This window comes from Chryseobacterium metallicongregator (assembly GCF_031324065.1).
Lineage (GTDB): Bacteria > Bacteroidota > Bacteroidia > Flavobacteriales > Weeksellaceae > Chryseobacterium > Chryseobacterium metallicongregator.
Window position 1 is genome coordinate 12,803 of sequence record NZ_JAVIXS010000014.1, and the last position, 15,608, is coordinate 28,410.

Annotated in this window: 13 protein-coding genes; 10 read left to right on the forward strand and 3 right to left on the reverse strand. The window is 36.3% G+C overall.

From position 1 onward, the window contains the following. Positions 1-13 precede the first annotated feature (13 nt). The 5 genes from mreC to REB14_RS13615 all read left to right on the forward strand — a co-directional run bounded on the left by mreC (position 14) and on the right by REB14_RS13615 (position 5,305). Positions 14-868 (forward strand): rod shape-determining protein MreC, encoded by an 855-nt coding sequence (gene mreC, locus REB14_RS13595; protein WP_034691743.1) that lies wholly within the window; start codon positions 14-16, stop codon positions 866-868. After that, a complete protein-coding gene (locus REB14_RS13600) occupies positions 861-1,367 on the forward strand; it encodes a rod shape-determining protein MreD (protein ID WP_079240031.1) in 507 nt (168 codons plus the stop codon). The genes mreC and REB14_RS13600 overlap by 8 nt, the downstream gene beginning before the upstream one ends. Further along, positions 1,364-3,409 carry a peptidoglycan D,D-transpeptidase FtsI family protein gene (locus REB14_RS13605; protein WP_079240032.1) on the forward strand — a complete coding sequence of 682 codons (2,046 nt, stop codon included), beginning with the start codon at positions 1,364-1,366 and terminating at the stop codon, positions 3,407-3,409. Before REB14_RS13600 ends, REB14_RS13605 begins: the two co-directional genes overlap by 4 nt. Next, positions 3,406-4,635, forward strand: coding sequence for a rod shape-determining protein RodA (rodA, locus tag REB14_RS13610; protein ID WP_079240033.1), 1,230 nt, complete (start codon positions 3,406-3,408; stop codon positions 4,633-4,635). The genes REB14_RS13605 and rodA overlap by 4 nt, the downstream gene beginning before the upstream one ends. Before the next feature lie 88 nt (positions 4,636-4,723). Continuing rightward, positions 4,724-5,305 (forward strand): pentapeptide repeat-containing protein, encoded by a 582-nt coding sequence (locus tag REB14_RS13615; RefSeq protein WP_079240034.1) that lies wholly within the window; start codon positions 4,724-4,726, stop codon positions 5,303-5,305. A gap of 187 nt (positions 5,306-5,492) precedes the next feature. On the opposite strand, the gene REB14_RS13620 is transcribed toward REB14_RS13615, so the two are convergent. Together REB14_RS13620 and REB14_RS13625 are read right to left on the reverse strand one after the other, a co-directional pair. Further along, the gene (locus REB14_RS13620; protein WP_079240035.1) at positions 5,493-6,203 is read right to left on the reverse strand and encodes a C40 family peptidase; all 711 of its coding nucleotides are present in this window, start codon (positions 6,201-6,203) and stop codon (positions 5,493-5,495) included. A 339-nt stretch (positions 6,204-6,542) separates the two neighbouring features. Continuing rightward, positions 6,543-8,738, reverse strand: a complete 2,196-nt coding sequence (locus REB14_RS13625) for a glutamine synthetase III family protein (RefSeq protein WP_034691727.1) — start codon at positions 8,736-8,738, stop codon at positions 6,543-6,545. A gap of 305 nt (positions 8,739-9,043) precedes the next feature. On the opposite strand from REB14_RS13625, the gene REB14_RS13630 reads away from it, so the two are divergent. The 3 genes from REB14_RS13630 (at position 9,044) to REB14_RS13640 (ending at position 13,386) form a co-directional block, all read left to right on the forward strand. Next, on the forward strand, positions 9,044-10,735 hold the full coding sequence (locus REB14_RS13630; protein ID WP_079240036.1) for a DUF6909 family protein: 1,692 nt from the start codon (positions 9,044-9,046) through the stop codon (positions 10,733-10,735). Between the two features lie 194 nt (positions 10,736-10,929). Further along, the gene (locus REB14_RS13635) at positions 10,930-11,406 is read left to right on the forward strand and encodes a DUF1572 domain-containing protein (protein WP_309522434.1); all 477 of its coding nucleotides are present in this window, start codon (positions 10,930-10,932) and stop codon (positions 11,404-11,406) included. Between the two features lie 141 nt (positions 11,407-11,547). Further along, positions 11,548-13,386: a M1 family metallopeptidase gene (locus REB14_RS13640; RefSeq protein WP_309522435.1), complete on the forward strand. Its 1,839-nt coding sequence runs from the start codon at positions 11,548-11,550 to the stop codon at positions 13,384-13,386. 50 nt (positions 13,387-13,436) lie between these two features. Here the strand turns inward: REB14_RS13640 and REB14_RS13645 are convergent, their stop codons facing one another. After that, a complete protein-coding gene (locus REB14_RS13645) occupies positions 13,437-14,039 on the reverse strand; it encodes a hypothetical protein (RefSeq protein WP_309522436.1) in 603 nt (200 codons plus the stop codon). A gap of 191 nt (positions 14,040-14,230) precedes the next feature. Here REB14_RS13645 and REB14_RS13650 point away from each other — a divergent pair, with 191 nt between their 5' ends. Beyond that, on the forward strand, positions 14,231-14,989 hold the full coding sequence (locus REB14_RS13650) for a type III pantothenate kinase (protein ID WP_079243820.1): 759 nt from the start codon (positions 14,231-14,233) through the stop codon (positions 14,987-14,989). 66 nt (positions 14,990-15,055) lie between these two features. After that, a complete protein-coding gene (locus REB14_RS13655; protein ID WP_079240040.1) occupies positions 15,056-15,583 on the forward strand; it encodes a GNAT family N-acetyltransferase in 528 nt (175 codons plus the stop codon). Positions 15,584-15,608: the final 25 nt, after the last annotated feature.

Genomic DNA, 15,608 nt, shown 5'->3' on the forward strand with positions numbered 1-15,608 from the left:
ACTTTATATCTGAATGGGATTTTTGCTGAGATTATTTTCGAAGAATACTCTTTTCGTCTTCTTTATATTCCTGCAAATTATTGCTCTGGTTTTGATATTCTCAAGAAATGCCATGCAGAAATCCTGGATTGCAGGCCAAACGGCTGCGTTTAATTCATGGGTTTCCGGATATATTGATGAAGGAGTTTCTTATTTGAAGCTAAAACAGATCAATGAAGATCTTGTGGTTCAGAATAAAGCCCTTATGACTGAACTCTATGGAAAAGACGGAGAAAAGAATCCTGTTTTCAAAAGAGTTCATGATACCATTGGTGGAGGGCAGATCTATACTTTTGTTGATGGGGAAATTGTTTTCAACAGTATCAACAGGAGAAATAACTATTTTACAATCAACCGTGGCCGCAGAGATGGAGTCTTTCCTCAAATGGGGGTAATGGCACCAAGAGGTATTGCGGGAATTGTAATCAATTCTACAGATAGTTATGCATTAGTTCAATCCGTGTTAAGTGTTAACAAGATCAGAATTAATGCAGCACTTAAAAACTCAGGGTATTTTGGTACTTTAACATGGAATGGAGATAACTCAAGGGTGATGCACCTGGCAGATATTCCAAAATATGTTGCCTTAAAAGTAGGTGATACTGTCGTTACAGACGGTAAATCTGCTATTTTCCCTAAGGGAGTTACCATCGGTACTATTGCAGGATACTCTGTAGACAATAAAACCGGCTTCTGGGATATTTCCGTAGAGCTGAGTGAAAAAATGGGAGCGTTGAATAAAGTGTATGTAGTGAAGAATCTTAAGAAAGCAGAAGTGCAAAAGATTCAGGACACTATGCAGGCTGTAATAAAAAAAGAAAATGATTAGCAGGACTTTATTTACCGATGTATTGATCATGATCTTTCTTGTTGCATTACAAATATTTGTATTGAACAGGATTACGCTTTTCGGGAAATATACTCCGGTATTATATCCTGTGTTTGTCATGTTTTATCCATTTTTCAGAAATAAATTTCAGTTCCTGGCATTGAGCTTTTTAATAGGACTGTCTATTGATGGTTTCCTTTATTCCTGGGGGATTAACGCATTTGCAACAACGTTAATTGCTTACTTCAGAACGTTGATCTTCAGGACTTCCACAGATACGTCTACGGACTTTTTCTCATTCCAGTCCCTTCAATGGGCGCAGTTTTTGCTGTTTTTATTTTCAAGTATTTTCCTGCATCAGCTTTTAGTACAGTATATCGAGTTCTTTAAGTTTAGTAGGTTTTTTGAAATATTATTTAATGTGTTGGTGACAAGTGTAATTTCATTTATCTTTATAGTCATCTACGCACTAATATTTAAAATCAAACAAAAAGTTTGAACACACGTTATTTAAAAATTTTTTCCATCCTCGTTATCATCGCCTTTATTTTTGTGGCGAGGCTTGCTTATTTGCAGTTGTTTACAGACCGTTATGCGTTGAACGCTGCCAATACATCCATTAAAACTGAATATGTTATCCCACAGCGTGGGGTGATTTTTGACAGAAATGGTAAAATCATGGTAGGTAACCAGCCTGCTTATGAAATTTCTTTTACTCAGGCTTTGATGAAACCTGACTTTGATACATTGGCTTTTTGTAGTTTAATGAAAATTACAAAACAGGATTTTATCAATAAAATCAATGTGATCAAAAAGGAGAAGTATTATTCTAAGCTTACTCCGATGACTTTCATTAAAGACCTCAGCAGAGAAGATATTGCAAGAGTTCAGGAAATTATTTTTAAGTATCCCGCATTTAATATTGTATCAAGACCTCAGCGTCAGTACGAAGTTTCCACATCCGGAAACCTTTTGGGGTATACCAGTGAGGTGAACGAAAGAGATATCAAGAAAGATTCTATTTACTATTTACCTGGAGACTTTATTGGAAAAACTGGTGTTGAAAAATCCTACGAAAAAGAACTCCGCGGAGTAAAAGGAGTGAAATATATCCAAAAAGATATCAGACTTCGTAATATTGGTTCTTATAAAAACGGATCTCTGGATAAAGATGTAATTACAGGTAAAGATATTACCTTAACCATTGATTATGACCTTCAGAGAACAGCCGAAGAAATGCTGGTTAACAAACATGGTGCAATTGTAGCTTTAGATCCTAATAATGGAGAAGTCTTAGTGGCTGCAACCGGACCGGATATTGACCCGAACCTTTTCACTGGACCTTATAAATCCAAAAACTTATATGCCCTTTCAAAAGATACGCTTTATGAAAATAAACCTACTTTTGATCGTGCTTTACAGGCAGGATATCCTCCCGGTTCAACGTTCAAATTATTGACTGCTTTAGCGGCAATGCAGATGGGGGTGATGGATGAGAAAACTATTTTCCCTTGTGGTGGTGGATTTTTCTATAAAGGGAAAAGAATTAAAGGTCATGGTGGAGCAGATCCGCTTATTCCTTCCATTCAGGTTTCCAGTAACTGTTTTTTCACCTACGCCTTTATTGCCATTATCAAAAAATATCCGGGAAACCCTTCAAAAGGGGTTGATGAATGGAAAAAAATCATGAGCAGCTTCGGAGTTGGAGAATTTTTAAATAATGACTTTGCAGTTGGAGCAAGGGGTAGAATACCTTCTGGAGATTTTTACGAAAAAAGATTTAAAGCGATCATGAAGGCAAGCGGTTCTCAGAGAACTGATTTTAAAAACTGGGATGAAATGTCCACCGGTGCTATTTATAACGGAATGGGACAGGGAGATGTTTTGGTAACTCCTATTCAGCTGGCTAATTATGTAGCTGCTATTGCTAATAAAGGATGGTATTATACTCCTCATATTGTAAAAGGAATTGATGGAAAACCCAATCCTGATCCGAGATTTAAAGTTAAACATCAGACTTTAGTAGATCCAAAACATTTCGAACCAGTACTTAAAGGTATGGAGGCTGTAGTGTTGAGAGGAACAGCAAGAGGCCTGAAATCGAATGATTTTACGCAATTAGCAAAAACAGGTACAGCACAGGTGCCACAAGGGAAGGATAATTCCATTTTTGTATTGATTGCTCCTGCTGATAAACCCAAAATTGTTGTAGTAGCTGTAATGGAACATGCAGGATTTGGTGCTACATGGGCAGGGCCAGCCTGTACAGTGATTGCTGAAAAATATATTACCGGTGATTTGAAAAGAGAAAATCTTTACAAAAAAATGATTACCTCGAGTTTCATGCCTGAATATAAAAGACAATGGATTGCAGATTTGAAACGAAAAGGATTATATGTTGATCCCAAACCTGATTCCATCAAACAAAAAAGAATAAAGGATAGTCTGGAGCTGGTAAAACAGCAAAAGGCTAAACAGCAAAAGAAAATAGAAGAGGAAGCTAAAAAAAATAACACTGCTAAAAAACCTGTGAAGCAATGAAATGGACAGAAGGAATAGATAAACTGGGCCTTGGGCTGTATTTCCTGCTTTGCATTTTTGCCATTGCAAATATTTACAGTGTTGACCAGAAACTAGGGGAGAAACAATTGGTTTTTTTCTGTATTTCTGTATTTGTAGGGCTCATTATATTCGTAGGAAGAAGTAAATTCTTTGAGAATATGGCTGGTATTATTTACATTGGAGGAGTGTTACTGCTGATAGGCCTTTTCCCGTTTGGTAAAGAGATTCTGGGACAAAAGAACTGGTATAAGTTTGGAAGTTTTACCATGCAGCCCGTTGAGTTTGCAAAAATAGGTACTGCTTTGATGCTGGCCAATTTTGTTTCAAGCCCGGATTTTAATATTAAAAATAAAAAATCTATCTGGACTGCTCTAGCTATTATAGGAATTCCGGCAGCAGTCGTTCTGGCTATTCCGGATGTAGGTTCTATGCTAGTGTTCATTGCATTTTTCATCGCATTATATAGAGAAGGATTGAGTGGTCTTTTATTCGGTATAGGATTTATTTTCGCTGGAGTTTTTCTAATCTCCCTGGCTATTCCTCCCATTTATGTTGCGATCGCAGTTTTAGTGATTGCCGGTGTTCTGATCGCCATGAATTATCATAGAATGTCATGGGATGTAATTTCTATTTCAGGAATTGCAGGTTCTGTTCTTATATTGTGCGGACTGGCTTTCGGGTCTCCTTATATTTTAGAAAAACTGCCAAAACACCAGAGAGAAAGAATTGAGGTTCTTTATAAGGGTGAAAAGGCGTTCAGAGATACTTCCGGGTATAACTTATTATATTCAAAAACAGCCATCGGATCAGGTGGAATCTGGGGAAAAGGATACCGTGAAGGATCAGTTACCCAAGGGAAATTCGTTCCCGAACAGGAAACAGATTATATATTTTGTACCGTAGGAGAAGAATGGGGCTTTGTAGGAAGTGCAGTTCTTATCCTGTGTTACATGGTTTATATCGGACGAATCTACTATCTGGCAGAACAGCAGAAGTCTACTTTTAACCGGGTATTTGGATATTGTTTTGCCTCAATCCTGCTGATGCACTTTTCGATCAATCTAGGGATGGTTATGGGGCTTTTCCCTACCGTTGGGATTCCTCTTCCGTATTTCAGTTACGGAGGAAGTTCTTTATTGGCTTTCTCGATGATGACCTTTATCTTCTTTAAGCTTAATTATTCGGATAAGAATAGTTTGGTGTAAAGGAGTGGGTTGGAAGCTGGATGATGGAAGTTTATCATTGTTCTGCTGACCATTCGTTTTCAAAATCAACTTCATCAACACATTTTTTATGAAACAATCCTATTTCTCAGACGAAGATTTCGAGAGCAAAGATTTTACACAACTTCCTTTAGAAAAAGGTGAGTACGAAAACTGTACGTTTAGAAACTGTAATTTTGAATACGGAAATCTATCCGGTTTCAGCTTTACAGATTGTGAGTTTATCGAATGTAACCTCAGCATGGCAAAATTGGTAAAAACAGCATTCCATAACGTGACCTTCAAAGAATGTAAAATGTTTGGGCTTCAGTTCAATGAATGTAATCCCTTCGGATTATCTTTTAGGTTTGATGGAAGTGCTTTGAATAATTCAGTTTTTTATCAGACATCCATTAAGAAAACAGGTTTCAAAAATTCCAAATTAATTGAGGTAGATTTTAGTGAATGTGATTTGTCCAATGCTGTCTTTAGTGGTTGTGATCTGTCAGGCGCTATTTTTGACGCTACAAACCTTGAGAAGGCAGATTTCCGAACATCGGTTAACTATTCGGTAGATCCGGCTTTAAATAAGCTTAAAAAGGCTAAATTTTCCCTTTCTGAAATCTATGGACTATTGTATAAATTGGATATTGAAATTGATAAGAACGGCTGATTTCTTGGAAGCTGCCATGATTAATTATAAAAATATAGGTATTGAATCAATAGGAGCGGGTTTTAGCCCGCTTTTCTCTTTAACAGCTATTTCCCATTGGTTTTAGCCAAAACTTACCAAAAATGAGTACATAAAAAAGCCATCAGATTTCTGATGGCTTCATTATTTAAATCAATTATTTATAAAATTAAAAATTTGCGGGTGTAGCAAGAGTAGTAGCTGCTAAGTTATTGTAAGCTTCTCCTTCTTCGTTGATCACTCTTTTTGCGAATCTGAATTTAGGTCCCCAATAAGAATCATTCAGTGAAGAAATCATTACTCCTTTTGATGTTGCTGCGTGGATAAATTTAATCTCACCCTCTTCAGTAACACTTTCTACAATACCTACGTGAGAAATTCTTCTTCCGTGAGAAAAGAAGATTAAGTCTCCTTTCTGTAGCTCTCCTTTTTCAATTCTTTCCCCTTCCTGAGCCTGAGAAGCTGCTACTCTAGGTAAGCTAAGACCTGCTGCTGCTCCGAATACAGAAAGAACAAAAGCTGAACAATCTATACCGTTTCTGGTTGTTCCTCCATATCTGTAAGGAGTTCCAAGGTATGTTTCAGCTTCTTCAAGGATACCGTCAATGGTTTTATTATGTTTGATTGCTTTTGCAATCTCAGAATTCTTAACTGCTTTTTTAGCACTAGCGATAGATGCTGCCTTTTCAGCAAGGAATGAATCGATAAGTTTTTGCTTATCCTGCTCCATTTTTTTGTTATCTATAGAAGCTAGTTTGGCATCTGTTTTGTATTCTTTTGTGTAAGTTGCTGGTTTTGAAACCACATAATTTGTAGCACACGATTGCAAAGAAACTGTAGTAACTAAAGCAACTAAATAAAACAAAACTCTTTTCTTCATATATATTTGATTATCCGTGTTAAAAAGGAATATTTATTTTCAAAAGCATTACAAAAGTAGAGATTCCGAGCAAAAGACCCCTGATATGATAATTGTCAGGATCTTATTTTAACACATTTTAACATATAATTTACATATGTTAAAGAAAAATAAACCGCAACAGCCTGTTTTTGGTAAGTGTGCGGTTTTTTTTATTAAGATTCTTTAACAAACTCAATCGATTTTCTTCTAGATATCAGGTTCTGTGATATAAGACTCTAATTTTCAGGGCTGTTAATAAAACAAAAAAATTCCCCGGAAAACCGAGGAATTTAAACTAATATGGAACTTTACAGGACGTTATTTTGTAAACAACATTTCTCTGTATTTTGTCATCGGCCAAAGCTCATCGTCCACCATCATTTCCAATGCGTCAGATGCTTCTCTGATCGGGTCGAATAATGGTTTTACTTTATTACAATAGCTTTCTGCCTGTTTTTGGCTGTCTGAAATACCTTTGGCGGTTTCTCTGGCTTTTAGAAGTTCTTCAACACCAAGTTTAATTTTAGAAACATTTTCAGAAATGCTTGTAATTAAACTCATTTGTTCTTTTGCCAAAGATTTGAACTCTTTATCACCAAAGATTTCTTTAAGACCTTTTACATTTTCAATTAATCTGTTCTGATAATTTAATGCAGAAGGAATGATGTGGTTTCTTGCGATGTCACCTAATACTCTTGATTCGATATCAATTACTGTAGAATATTTCTCTAATTTGATTTCGTTTCTTGCCTCAACTTCTCTGTGGTTGAAAATTCCCATTTCTTCATATAGATCTAAGAATTTCTTATCCATTTCCTGTTTTAAAGCTTCAGGAGTTGTTTTAAGGTTGTTCAATCCTCTTTTCTTAGCTTCTTTCGCCCAGTCATCAGAGTACCCGTCACCTTCAAACATAATGTTTTTACACTGTTTGATGTATTCTCTCAATACATTGAAGATGGCTTCGTCTTTCTTAAGACCTGTTTCAATTAAAGCATCCACTTCTTTCTTGAAATCATTAAGCTGTTTTGCTGCAATAGTGTTCATTACGGTCATAGATTCTGCACAGTTTGCAGAAGAACCTACCGCTCTGATTTCAAATTTATTTCCTGTAAATGCAAAAGGAGAAGTTCTGTTTCTGTCAGTATTATCTAACAAAATTTCAGGAATCTTTCCAACTACATTTAATTTTAATTCTGTTTTCTCTTCCGGAGATAGTTTTCCGTTGGTTACTTTTTCAAGTTCTTCCAATACACTGAACAACTGACTTCCGATAAATACGGAGATAATTGCAGGAGGAGCTTCGTTAGCACCAAGTCTGTGGTCATTGCTTGCAGAAGCGATACTTGCTCTTAAAAGATCTGCATATTCGTGAACCGCTTTAATTGTGTTAACAAAGAATGTTAAGAACTGTAAGTTTTTCTTTGGATTTCTTCCCGGGCTTAAAAGGTTTTCACCAGTATCTGTAGCTAAAGACCAGTTGTTGTGTTTTCCACTTCCGTTTACTCCTGCGAATGGTTTTTCGTGGAAAAGAATGTGGAAGTGGTGCTTGTGAGCTACTCTCGCCATGATATCCATCAACAAAGAGTTGTGGTCTACAGCAACGTTCACTTCTTCAAACATTGGTGCAAGCTCGAACTGGTTAGGTGCAACCTCGTTATGTCTTGTTGTTGCTGGAATTCCTAATTTCATACATTCGATTTCCAGCTCTTTCATGAAGTTCATTACTCTTGTAGGAATAGAACCGAAATAGTGGTCATCCAGCTGCTGTCCTTTTGCAGGAGAATGTCCTAATAATGTCTTACCTGTTAGTACAAGATCCGGACGAGACTGATATAATGCTGAATCAACAAGGAAGTATTCCTGCTCCCAACCCAAAGTAGGAGTTACCTTCGTAACGTTTTTGTCAAAATACTGCATTACATTCGTTGCAGCTTCATCTACAGCATTCAAAGCTCTCAATAGAGGTGCTTTGTAATCTAATGTCTCTCCTGTATAAGAGATGAAGATAGAAGGAATACATAATGTAGTTCCCATAATGAATGCCGGAGATGTAGGATCCCAAGCTGTATAACCTCTTGCTTCAAAAGTATTTCTGATACCTCCGTTAGGGAAAGACGATGCGTCTGGCTCCTGTTGGATAAGCATATTTCCGCTGAATCTTTCAATTGCTCTTCCTCCTTCGATTGGTGTAAAGAAAGAATCGTGCTTTTCTGCAGTAGTACCTGTTAAAGGCTGAAACCAGTGCGTATAGTGGGTTACACCTTTGCTCATTGCCCAGTCTTTCATCGCTACAGCTACCTGATCTGCAATATGTCTCTGGATTTTAGTTCCTTTTTTAATAGCGTCGATAATAGAACCGAATGCTTCTTTTGTTAAATATTCTCTCATGGTTTCTTCTGAGAAAACATTTTTGCAGAATAGCTCTGATAATTTCGCAGGGATCTCAACAGAGTTGTCTTTTCTGAAATCCTTAAATGGAAGGGTTTCTAATGCTTTGAATCTTAAGGTTGACATAATTGGGTTGATTTTTTACAGGGCAAATTTACAAAAAAAATGAATTGAAAACATTTTGACCCTAAAAAAATTAGGGGTGTTTTGAAAATTTATATAATTTAAACGAGTGTTTGGCGTTTTTTTAACGGGGTGTTTTTTGATTTATTGTTTAAAACATGAGATTCTGAGCCCGTTTTCTAAGGTAGAAATATAAATGTGTTATATGGAGTACAATTTACAATAATTCTACGAGATTAAGCTACTTATTAAAAGACAGTTAAAATAAAGTGGGCAAAGATTTTGTATATTTGTGTGAAATTTATTTTATGACAAATTCTAGAGCAAGAGAAACCACAGAGGCTATTGAAAGACTATACATCTCTATGAGACACTTATTTTATAGAGGATTTTTCAAGCCGGGCGGAGTTTCAGGAGAGAGTATCAGAAGTTTGTTAAAGACCATCAATCCGGAAATTTACGGAACCATGAATATTCCAAGTAAATTAGAACTTGACGGTTTGATGTATGTATTAGACAGGCTTCCGGAAGGAATTGAAGAATGCGCTTTTATTCATCTTACATCTGATGAAGGGTTTGATAAAGGAAGTTTCGAACCTATTGTTCCCAAGAAAAGAAGAAGAAACTGTTATAGAATAGACGAACACCAGATGAATATTGAGGTTCTTTTGGGCCGTTCCGAAATTTATGACATTCTTACCCACCTTACTTTCCTTTTTATAGAAGCTGACAAAATCCGTAATCTGGCATTCATCCAGGACGAAAACTGGAAGCCGACACGTGCCTTCAAAATTATTGAAGAAGTAGTAAAGGGTGAAAAGAAATACAGCAGAAAAGAAAAAGAAGTAGCACTTATTCATCTTTCTTCTTTAATAGGAAGATCTTTTGATGAGACTTTAAGAGCTTATAATACTTTTGGTGATGATCACAATCCTGATCGTCTGTTCAAAATCATTTACAACTTAGCAAAAGTAAGTCTTGATGATGCAAAAGGAAGCAGAGAGAGAGAAATTCATTTCAGTTCTATATTAAAAGAAAGAGTGGGTCACCACTATTTTGGAGAAAAATGGGCAAACAAAGTGAAAGAAGTTTTATTTGAAAACAATCTTCACATGCGTCCGTTACATATTATTTCAGCCAATATGCACTCGGTGAAAAATATGCTGTATGCCAATAATGCACTTAAAAAGAAGCAGCATCATGAGGTGGATTATAAACTGTACGAAGAGATTTCAAACAAGAAAGAACTTCGTGATAAAGTTTTAAAATATGCTTTGGAGGAAGGAATGATCCATATTGCAGACAAGAGTGGAAGTAATATTGATGTTCAAATCATAGACCTTAGCAAAACAGACCTGAAGAATACACCATTTGCAGACTGCAAGTTCGGAGGAGATGATGTAGTAATGGTTTTTGACTATGCTTTCGGAGAACAGGCTTTTGAAGTAATGGATGAATTACTTAGACCTTTTGAACATAAAGGAGAAGTATATATGATGCATGTAAAATCTGTTTCCATTATGGGTAAAGCAGGTATTCTTACCGGAGAGAAAGGTGATATCATGATTCCTACTTCTCATATCTTTGAAGGAACTGCAGATAATTATCCTTTTGAAAATGCGTTAAAACTTGAAGACTTTAAAGATGATGAATTAAAAGCTTTTGAAGGGCCGATGATTACTGTTTTGGGAACTTCTCTTCAGAATAAAGATATTTTATTGTACTTTATGAATACTTCATGGAAAGCAATTGGCCTTGAAATGGAAGGAGCACACTACCAGAAAGCGATTCAGGTGGCATCCAAGATCAGACACCATATTTCACCGGATCTGTTTGTAATGTATGCTTATTATGCATCTGATAATCCATTGGAAACAGGAAGTACATTATCTTCAGGAGGGTTAGGCCTTACAGGAGTAAAACCAACGTATCTGATTACATTAAGAATCCTTGAAAAGATTTTAAGAAGTGGTAAGAAAGAAACTTCTGCTAAAAAATAATTGTAATTCAATATTATAATATCAACCTCAGATGTATTTTGCATTTGAGGTTTTTTTGTAATTAGTTAAACACGAATATCACAAATTTATTTGCACAAATTGCACTGTTTTATTATGTTTAAAATAATGGTTTTCATTGGTGAAATTTGTGTTTAAATAAAAACCTATCTTTAAGAAACATAAATAAAATATCCATGAGCTCAGTTTCACAACTTGCGAAAAGATTCAGAGAGGTTCTGCTGGATGGTTTCTGGATCGCTAATACGAATTTTAAAGATCAGCTTTCAGAGGTGAGCTGGGAACAGGCGGTAACAAAAGTAGATGCTTTCAATACCATTGCGATGCTCACTTTTCACATTGATTATTATATTGCAGGAATTGTCAATGTCTTTGAAGGAGGAGATCTTGAGATCAAAGATAAATTCAGTTTTGATCTTCCTCCCATAGAATCTCAACAACAATGGGAAGATTTGTTGAATAAACTCTGGACGGATTCTGAAAAGTTTGCTGCATTACTAGAACAAATGCCGGATTCTAAACTTGATGAGGTTTTCATAGATGAAAAATATGGAACTTACCGAAGGAATATCGACGGAATGATTGAGCACAGCTACTATCATCTGGGGCAGATTACTTTAATTAAAAAACTGTTGAAAAGCAGATCAAACTAACCATTCATATTTTCAAAAAAGAATTTAACAACCCGAATTAAAATCCATCTAAAACCATAACAAACAGAATAAAACCTCAGAATAACTCCTATTTGAGGTTCTTATTTAAATTAACTACCTTTAGAAAAAATAAAATTTTAAATGAGAAAATCGGCTGCAATCATTTTTGCGTTTATCATTTCACAATTTCAGGCTCAGCAAGGAGCTTATTATCAGCAGGCTGCGAAGTACAAGATGGATATTGATGTCAATGCTGAAAAATTTACCTATCAGGGAAAACAAACTTTAGAATACACCAACAATTCTCCGGACGAGCTGAATGTGGTTTATTTCCACTTATACTGGAATGCTTTCAAACCTAATTCTATGATGGATCAGAGAGTAGCTTCCCAAGGCAAAAATGGTGATGGGAGACTGCAGAAAGACGGTATTTCAAGACTGGCTTCTATTCCTAAAGATCAGGAAGGTGTTCAGAATATTCACTGGATTAAACAAAATGGAAAAGACCTGAAATTTGAAGTTCAGGAAACCATTATGAAAGTATATCTGGCAGAACCTATCAAGCCAAATTCTACCACTACACTTACAATGGATTGGGATTCTGTAATCCCTCAGCAGATCAGAAGAAGCGGAAGAAACAACAGAGAAGGTATTGATATGACCATGACGCAATGGTATCCTAAAATTGCTGAATACGATTATGACGGCTGGGCAACTTTCGATTATCTGGGAAGAGAATTCCATGCGCCGTTCTCTGATTTTGATGTTACCATTAAAATCAACAAGGATTATGTAGTGGGAGCAGGAGGAATTCTGGAGAACCCAACAGAAGTAAAAGGCTATGATGCCAATGCAAAAATAAAAACAGAAAAAGATAAAAAGGCAATCTGGAAATGGACGGCAAAAAATATTCTTGATTTCGCATGGAGTGCAGACAGAGATTATTCTGTAGAAAGCTTCAATGTTCCGGAAGGTCCGAAAGTATATCTGGTTTATCAGAAAAATGATAAAACGAAGGCATGGGGTGAATCTCAGCCTTATATTACAAAATATTTCCAGATCATGAATGCTCACTTTGGAAAATATGTGTATCCAACTTACGCATTTATCCAGGGAGGAGATGGCGGAATGGAGTACGGAATGTGTACCATGATTTTAGGAGAAGCTAAAAACGTTAAAGATTTAATGGGCTTAATGGCTCACGAAGGATCTCATTCATGGTATCAGCAGATGCTGGCTACGAATGAATCTGTACGCCCATGGATGGATGAAGGTTTTACAAGTTATGCAGAAGGCTATACTATGTATCAATTATTTCCTGAAGATCTGCCAAATCCTTTTATGGAAAGGCTCGATGCATACAGAAAATTTGTTAAAAAAGGAATCGAAGAACCGGCTGTTTGGTTAGGTGATCACCACGATAACGGGACGTCTTACACGTTTGCATCATATGTAAAAGGTGAGTTATACCTAGTGCAGCTCGGATACATTATGGGAGAGCAGAAACTAGCAGAAACCTTAAAGCAATATTATGATCAGTGGAGTATGAAGCATCCTTCAGACAGAGATTTCCTTCACATTGCACAGAAAGTATCAGGAATGGATCTGAAGTGGTTCCATAACTATTGGATCAACACAACCAAGACGATCGATTACGGAATTAAGGATGTGAAATACGATGCCAAGTCTACTACCATTACCTTAGTCAACAATGGCCAGGTTCCGATGCCAATTGATTTTGGAGTGATGACTACGGATAAGAAAGTAATCACTTATCAGATTCCAATGAATATGACTCATACATGGAAAGAAAAAGATATCTACGGAGAGTTTAAAACAATGCCTTACTGGCCTTGGACTCAGAAAGAATATACGCTTACCATTCCCTACACAAAATCTCAGTTATCTGTTCTGGGAATTGATTTCAGCCAGAGAATTGCAGATGTGAATATGGAAAATAACTTTGTTGAAGTGAAATAACAATAGACCTATACAACGAAAAAATCCACAGACTTATCTGTGGATTTTTTTTATTTTATTCCAAATTGCTGTACCATCCAATGATTTGGATGATTTTGGGTAAGATCTTTCCTCAAAGCTTCATCTTTGGTATTTAAATAACTGTAAACCTTTAAAGGAACAGAATCCGGATATTCTTTTAAACCGTTGGCAACCGTAATTTGTGCTTCTTCTTTTTTTGAGCCGCTCTCTAAGGCCTCTGCTTTAAAAATGTAAATAATGGCCGGGAGCTTTCCATATACTTCTTTTGTTTCACTTTCCAGAAGATGCATAGTTTCTATCTGAAACTCAGGATTGGGACTTTTCCCTTCTGCCACTGCCTGGCTGATGTGCTGCTGATACATCAGGAAAAGATAAAGCAGATGTATATTTTTGGTATTCGGATCAGCAACTGCTTTTTGAAATTTGTGGGTAAACTCGGCAGTCATTTCATCAGTATCTGCCTGAAGATTTTTTTGATAAAACTCATCCATCAGATCATACACCCTCTTATCCTGAGTGTCAATTTTTGACTGGCTCTTTATTTTTTGTAAAATGCTTGCCATTGAATTGCCGGATTGTGCAAAAATAGAGACGCTGAGGCATAGTAAAGTACCGAGGATCAGTTTTTTCATGAGACAGTCAGAATAATTATATTGTGTTATTAAATATAGTGATTTGTTCCGGAGAAAGAAAAAATAAGTGAGCCATTGTAATTTAGTTTGATAATGGCAGGTTCTTTTTTTTAAAATTATTAAATTTATTGCCTCAAAATCAAGCGGGAATTTCAAGTAGATTTAATGAATTTCTTCTGAAAAATATGTCAATGAATTCAATTGTAATAAATGTAGGAAACAGCAATATCAGATTTGGTCTTTTCAATGGGGATAATTGTGATATTTCGTGGGTAATCAATACAAAGCCTTACAGAACGGCAGATGAACTTTATGTACAGATGCTGATGCTCTATCAAACCTATAAAATTGATCCCAAAGAGATTGATAAGGTAATTATCGGATCCGTAGTACCTCAGCTCACCAAAGTCATGAGTTCCGGGATCAAAAAAATTCACGGAACTACTCCTGTGATTGTTGACAGAAACACCCCTTCCGGAGTACAGGCAAAATCCAAGCAGATGGGAACAGATATCTATGCAAATCTGGTAGCTGCACACAATTTGTACCCGAACAGAAAGAAGATTGTCATAGATTTCGGAACAGCACTTACTGCAAGCTGTGTGACAGAAACAGGGGAAACCTTAGGGGTAATTATCGCTCCGGGAATTGTGACTTCTCTGAATTCATTAATTAACCAGACCGCACAGCTTCCGGATATCGAACTGAAGAAACCAAAATCTGTTTTGGGACTGGATACGGTAACGTGTATGCAAAGTGGTATGGTATATGGTTTTCTCGGTATGGTAGAAGGTTTTGTAACCCGTATCAATGAGGAAGTGAATGACGACTGTTTTGTAGTGGCAACAGGAGGTGTTTCCCATGTCTACAAGCCTTTGACGGATAAGATTCATGTGATGGACAGGCTTCACACCCTTAAAGGTCTTTATTTTCTTGGTAAGGATTTATAAATTACAGAGTAAGAGTCGAGTTGAATCAGGATACCTTAATTTTACCTCAACCTTAATTTTAGTATAATGAACAAGTTTCCTATAATAGAAACCGAAAGATTGACGCTTTCACAACTGGAAGAAAGAGATATTCCTTTTATAGTTGAATATCTTCAGCATAGAATTTTTTCTGATCTTACTTCCAATATTCCTTATCCATATGTGGAAAATGATGCGAGATCCTGGGTGAAAATGTCAAAAGAAGCTTTTGATAACCATACCGGATATACTTTTGCAATCCGGAATAAGGAAAGTCAAATCATAGGAGCTATCGGGCTGCATGACAGGGATGATGATAAAGCTGAACTTGGATATTGGATAGGAATTCCTTACTGGAATAAGGGATACGTTACTGAAGCTGCAAAAGCAATTGTAGATTTTGGTCTTAATGAAATGAGGTTTAACAAAATTTTTGCTACTCATTTCCTTCACAATCCGGCTTCCGGGAGAATTATGGAGAAGATAGGAATGGAGCAGGAGGCCATATTAAAACAGGAGATGAAGAAGGATGGTGAATATTTTGATATTGTGAGATATTCTATTTTTAAAGACTGATCAGAAGGAATATAAAAACTTTCGG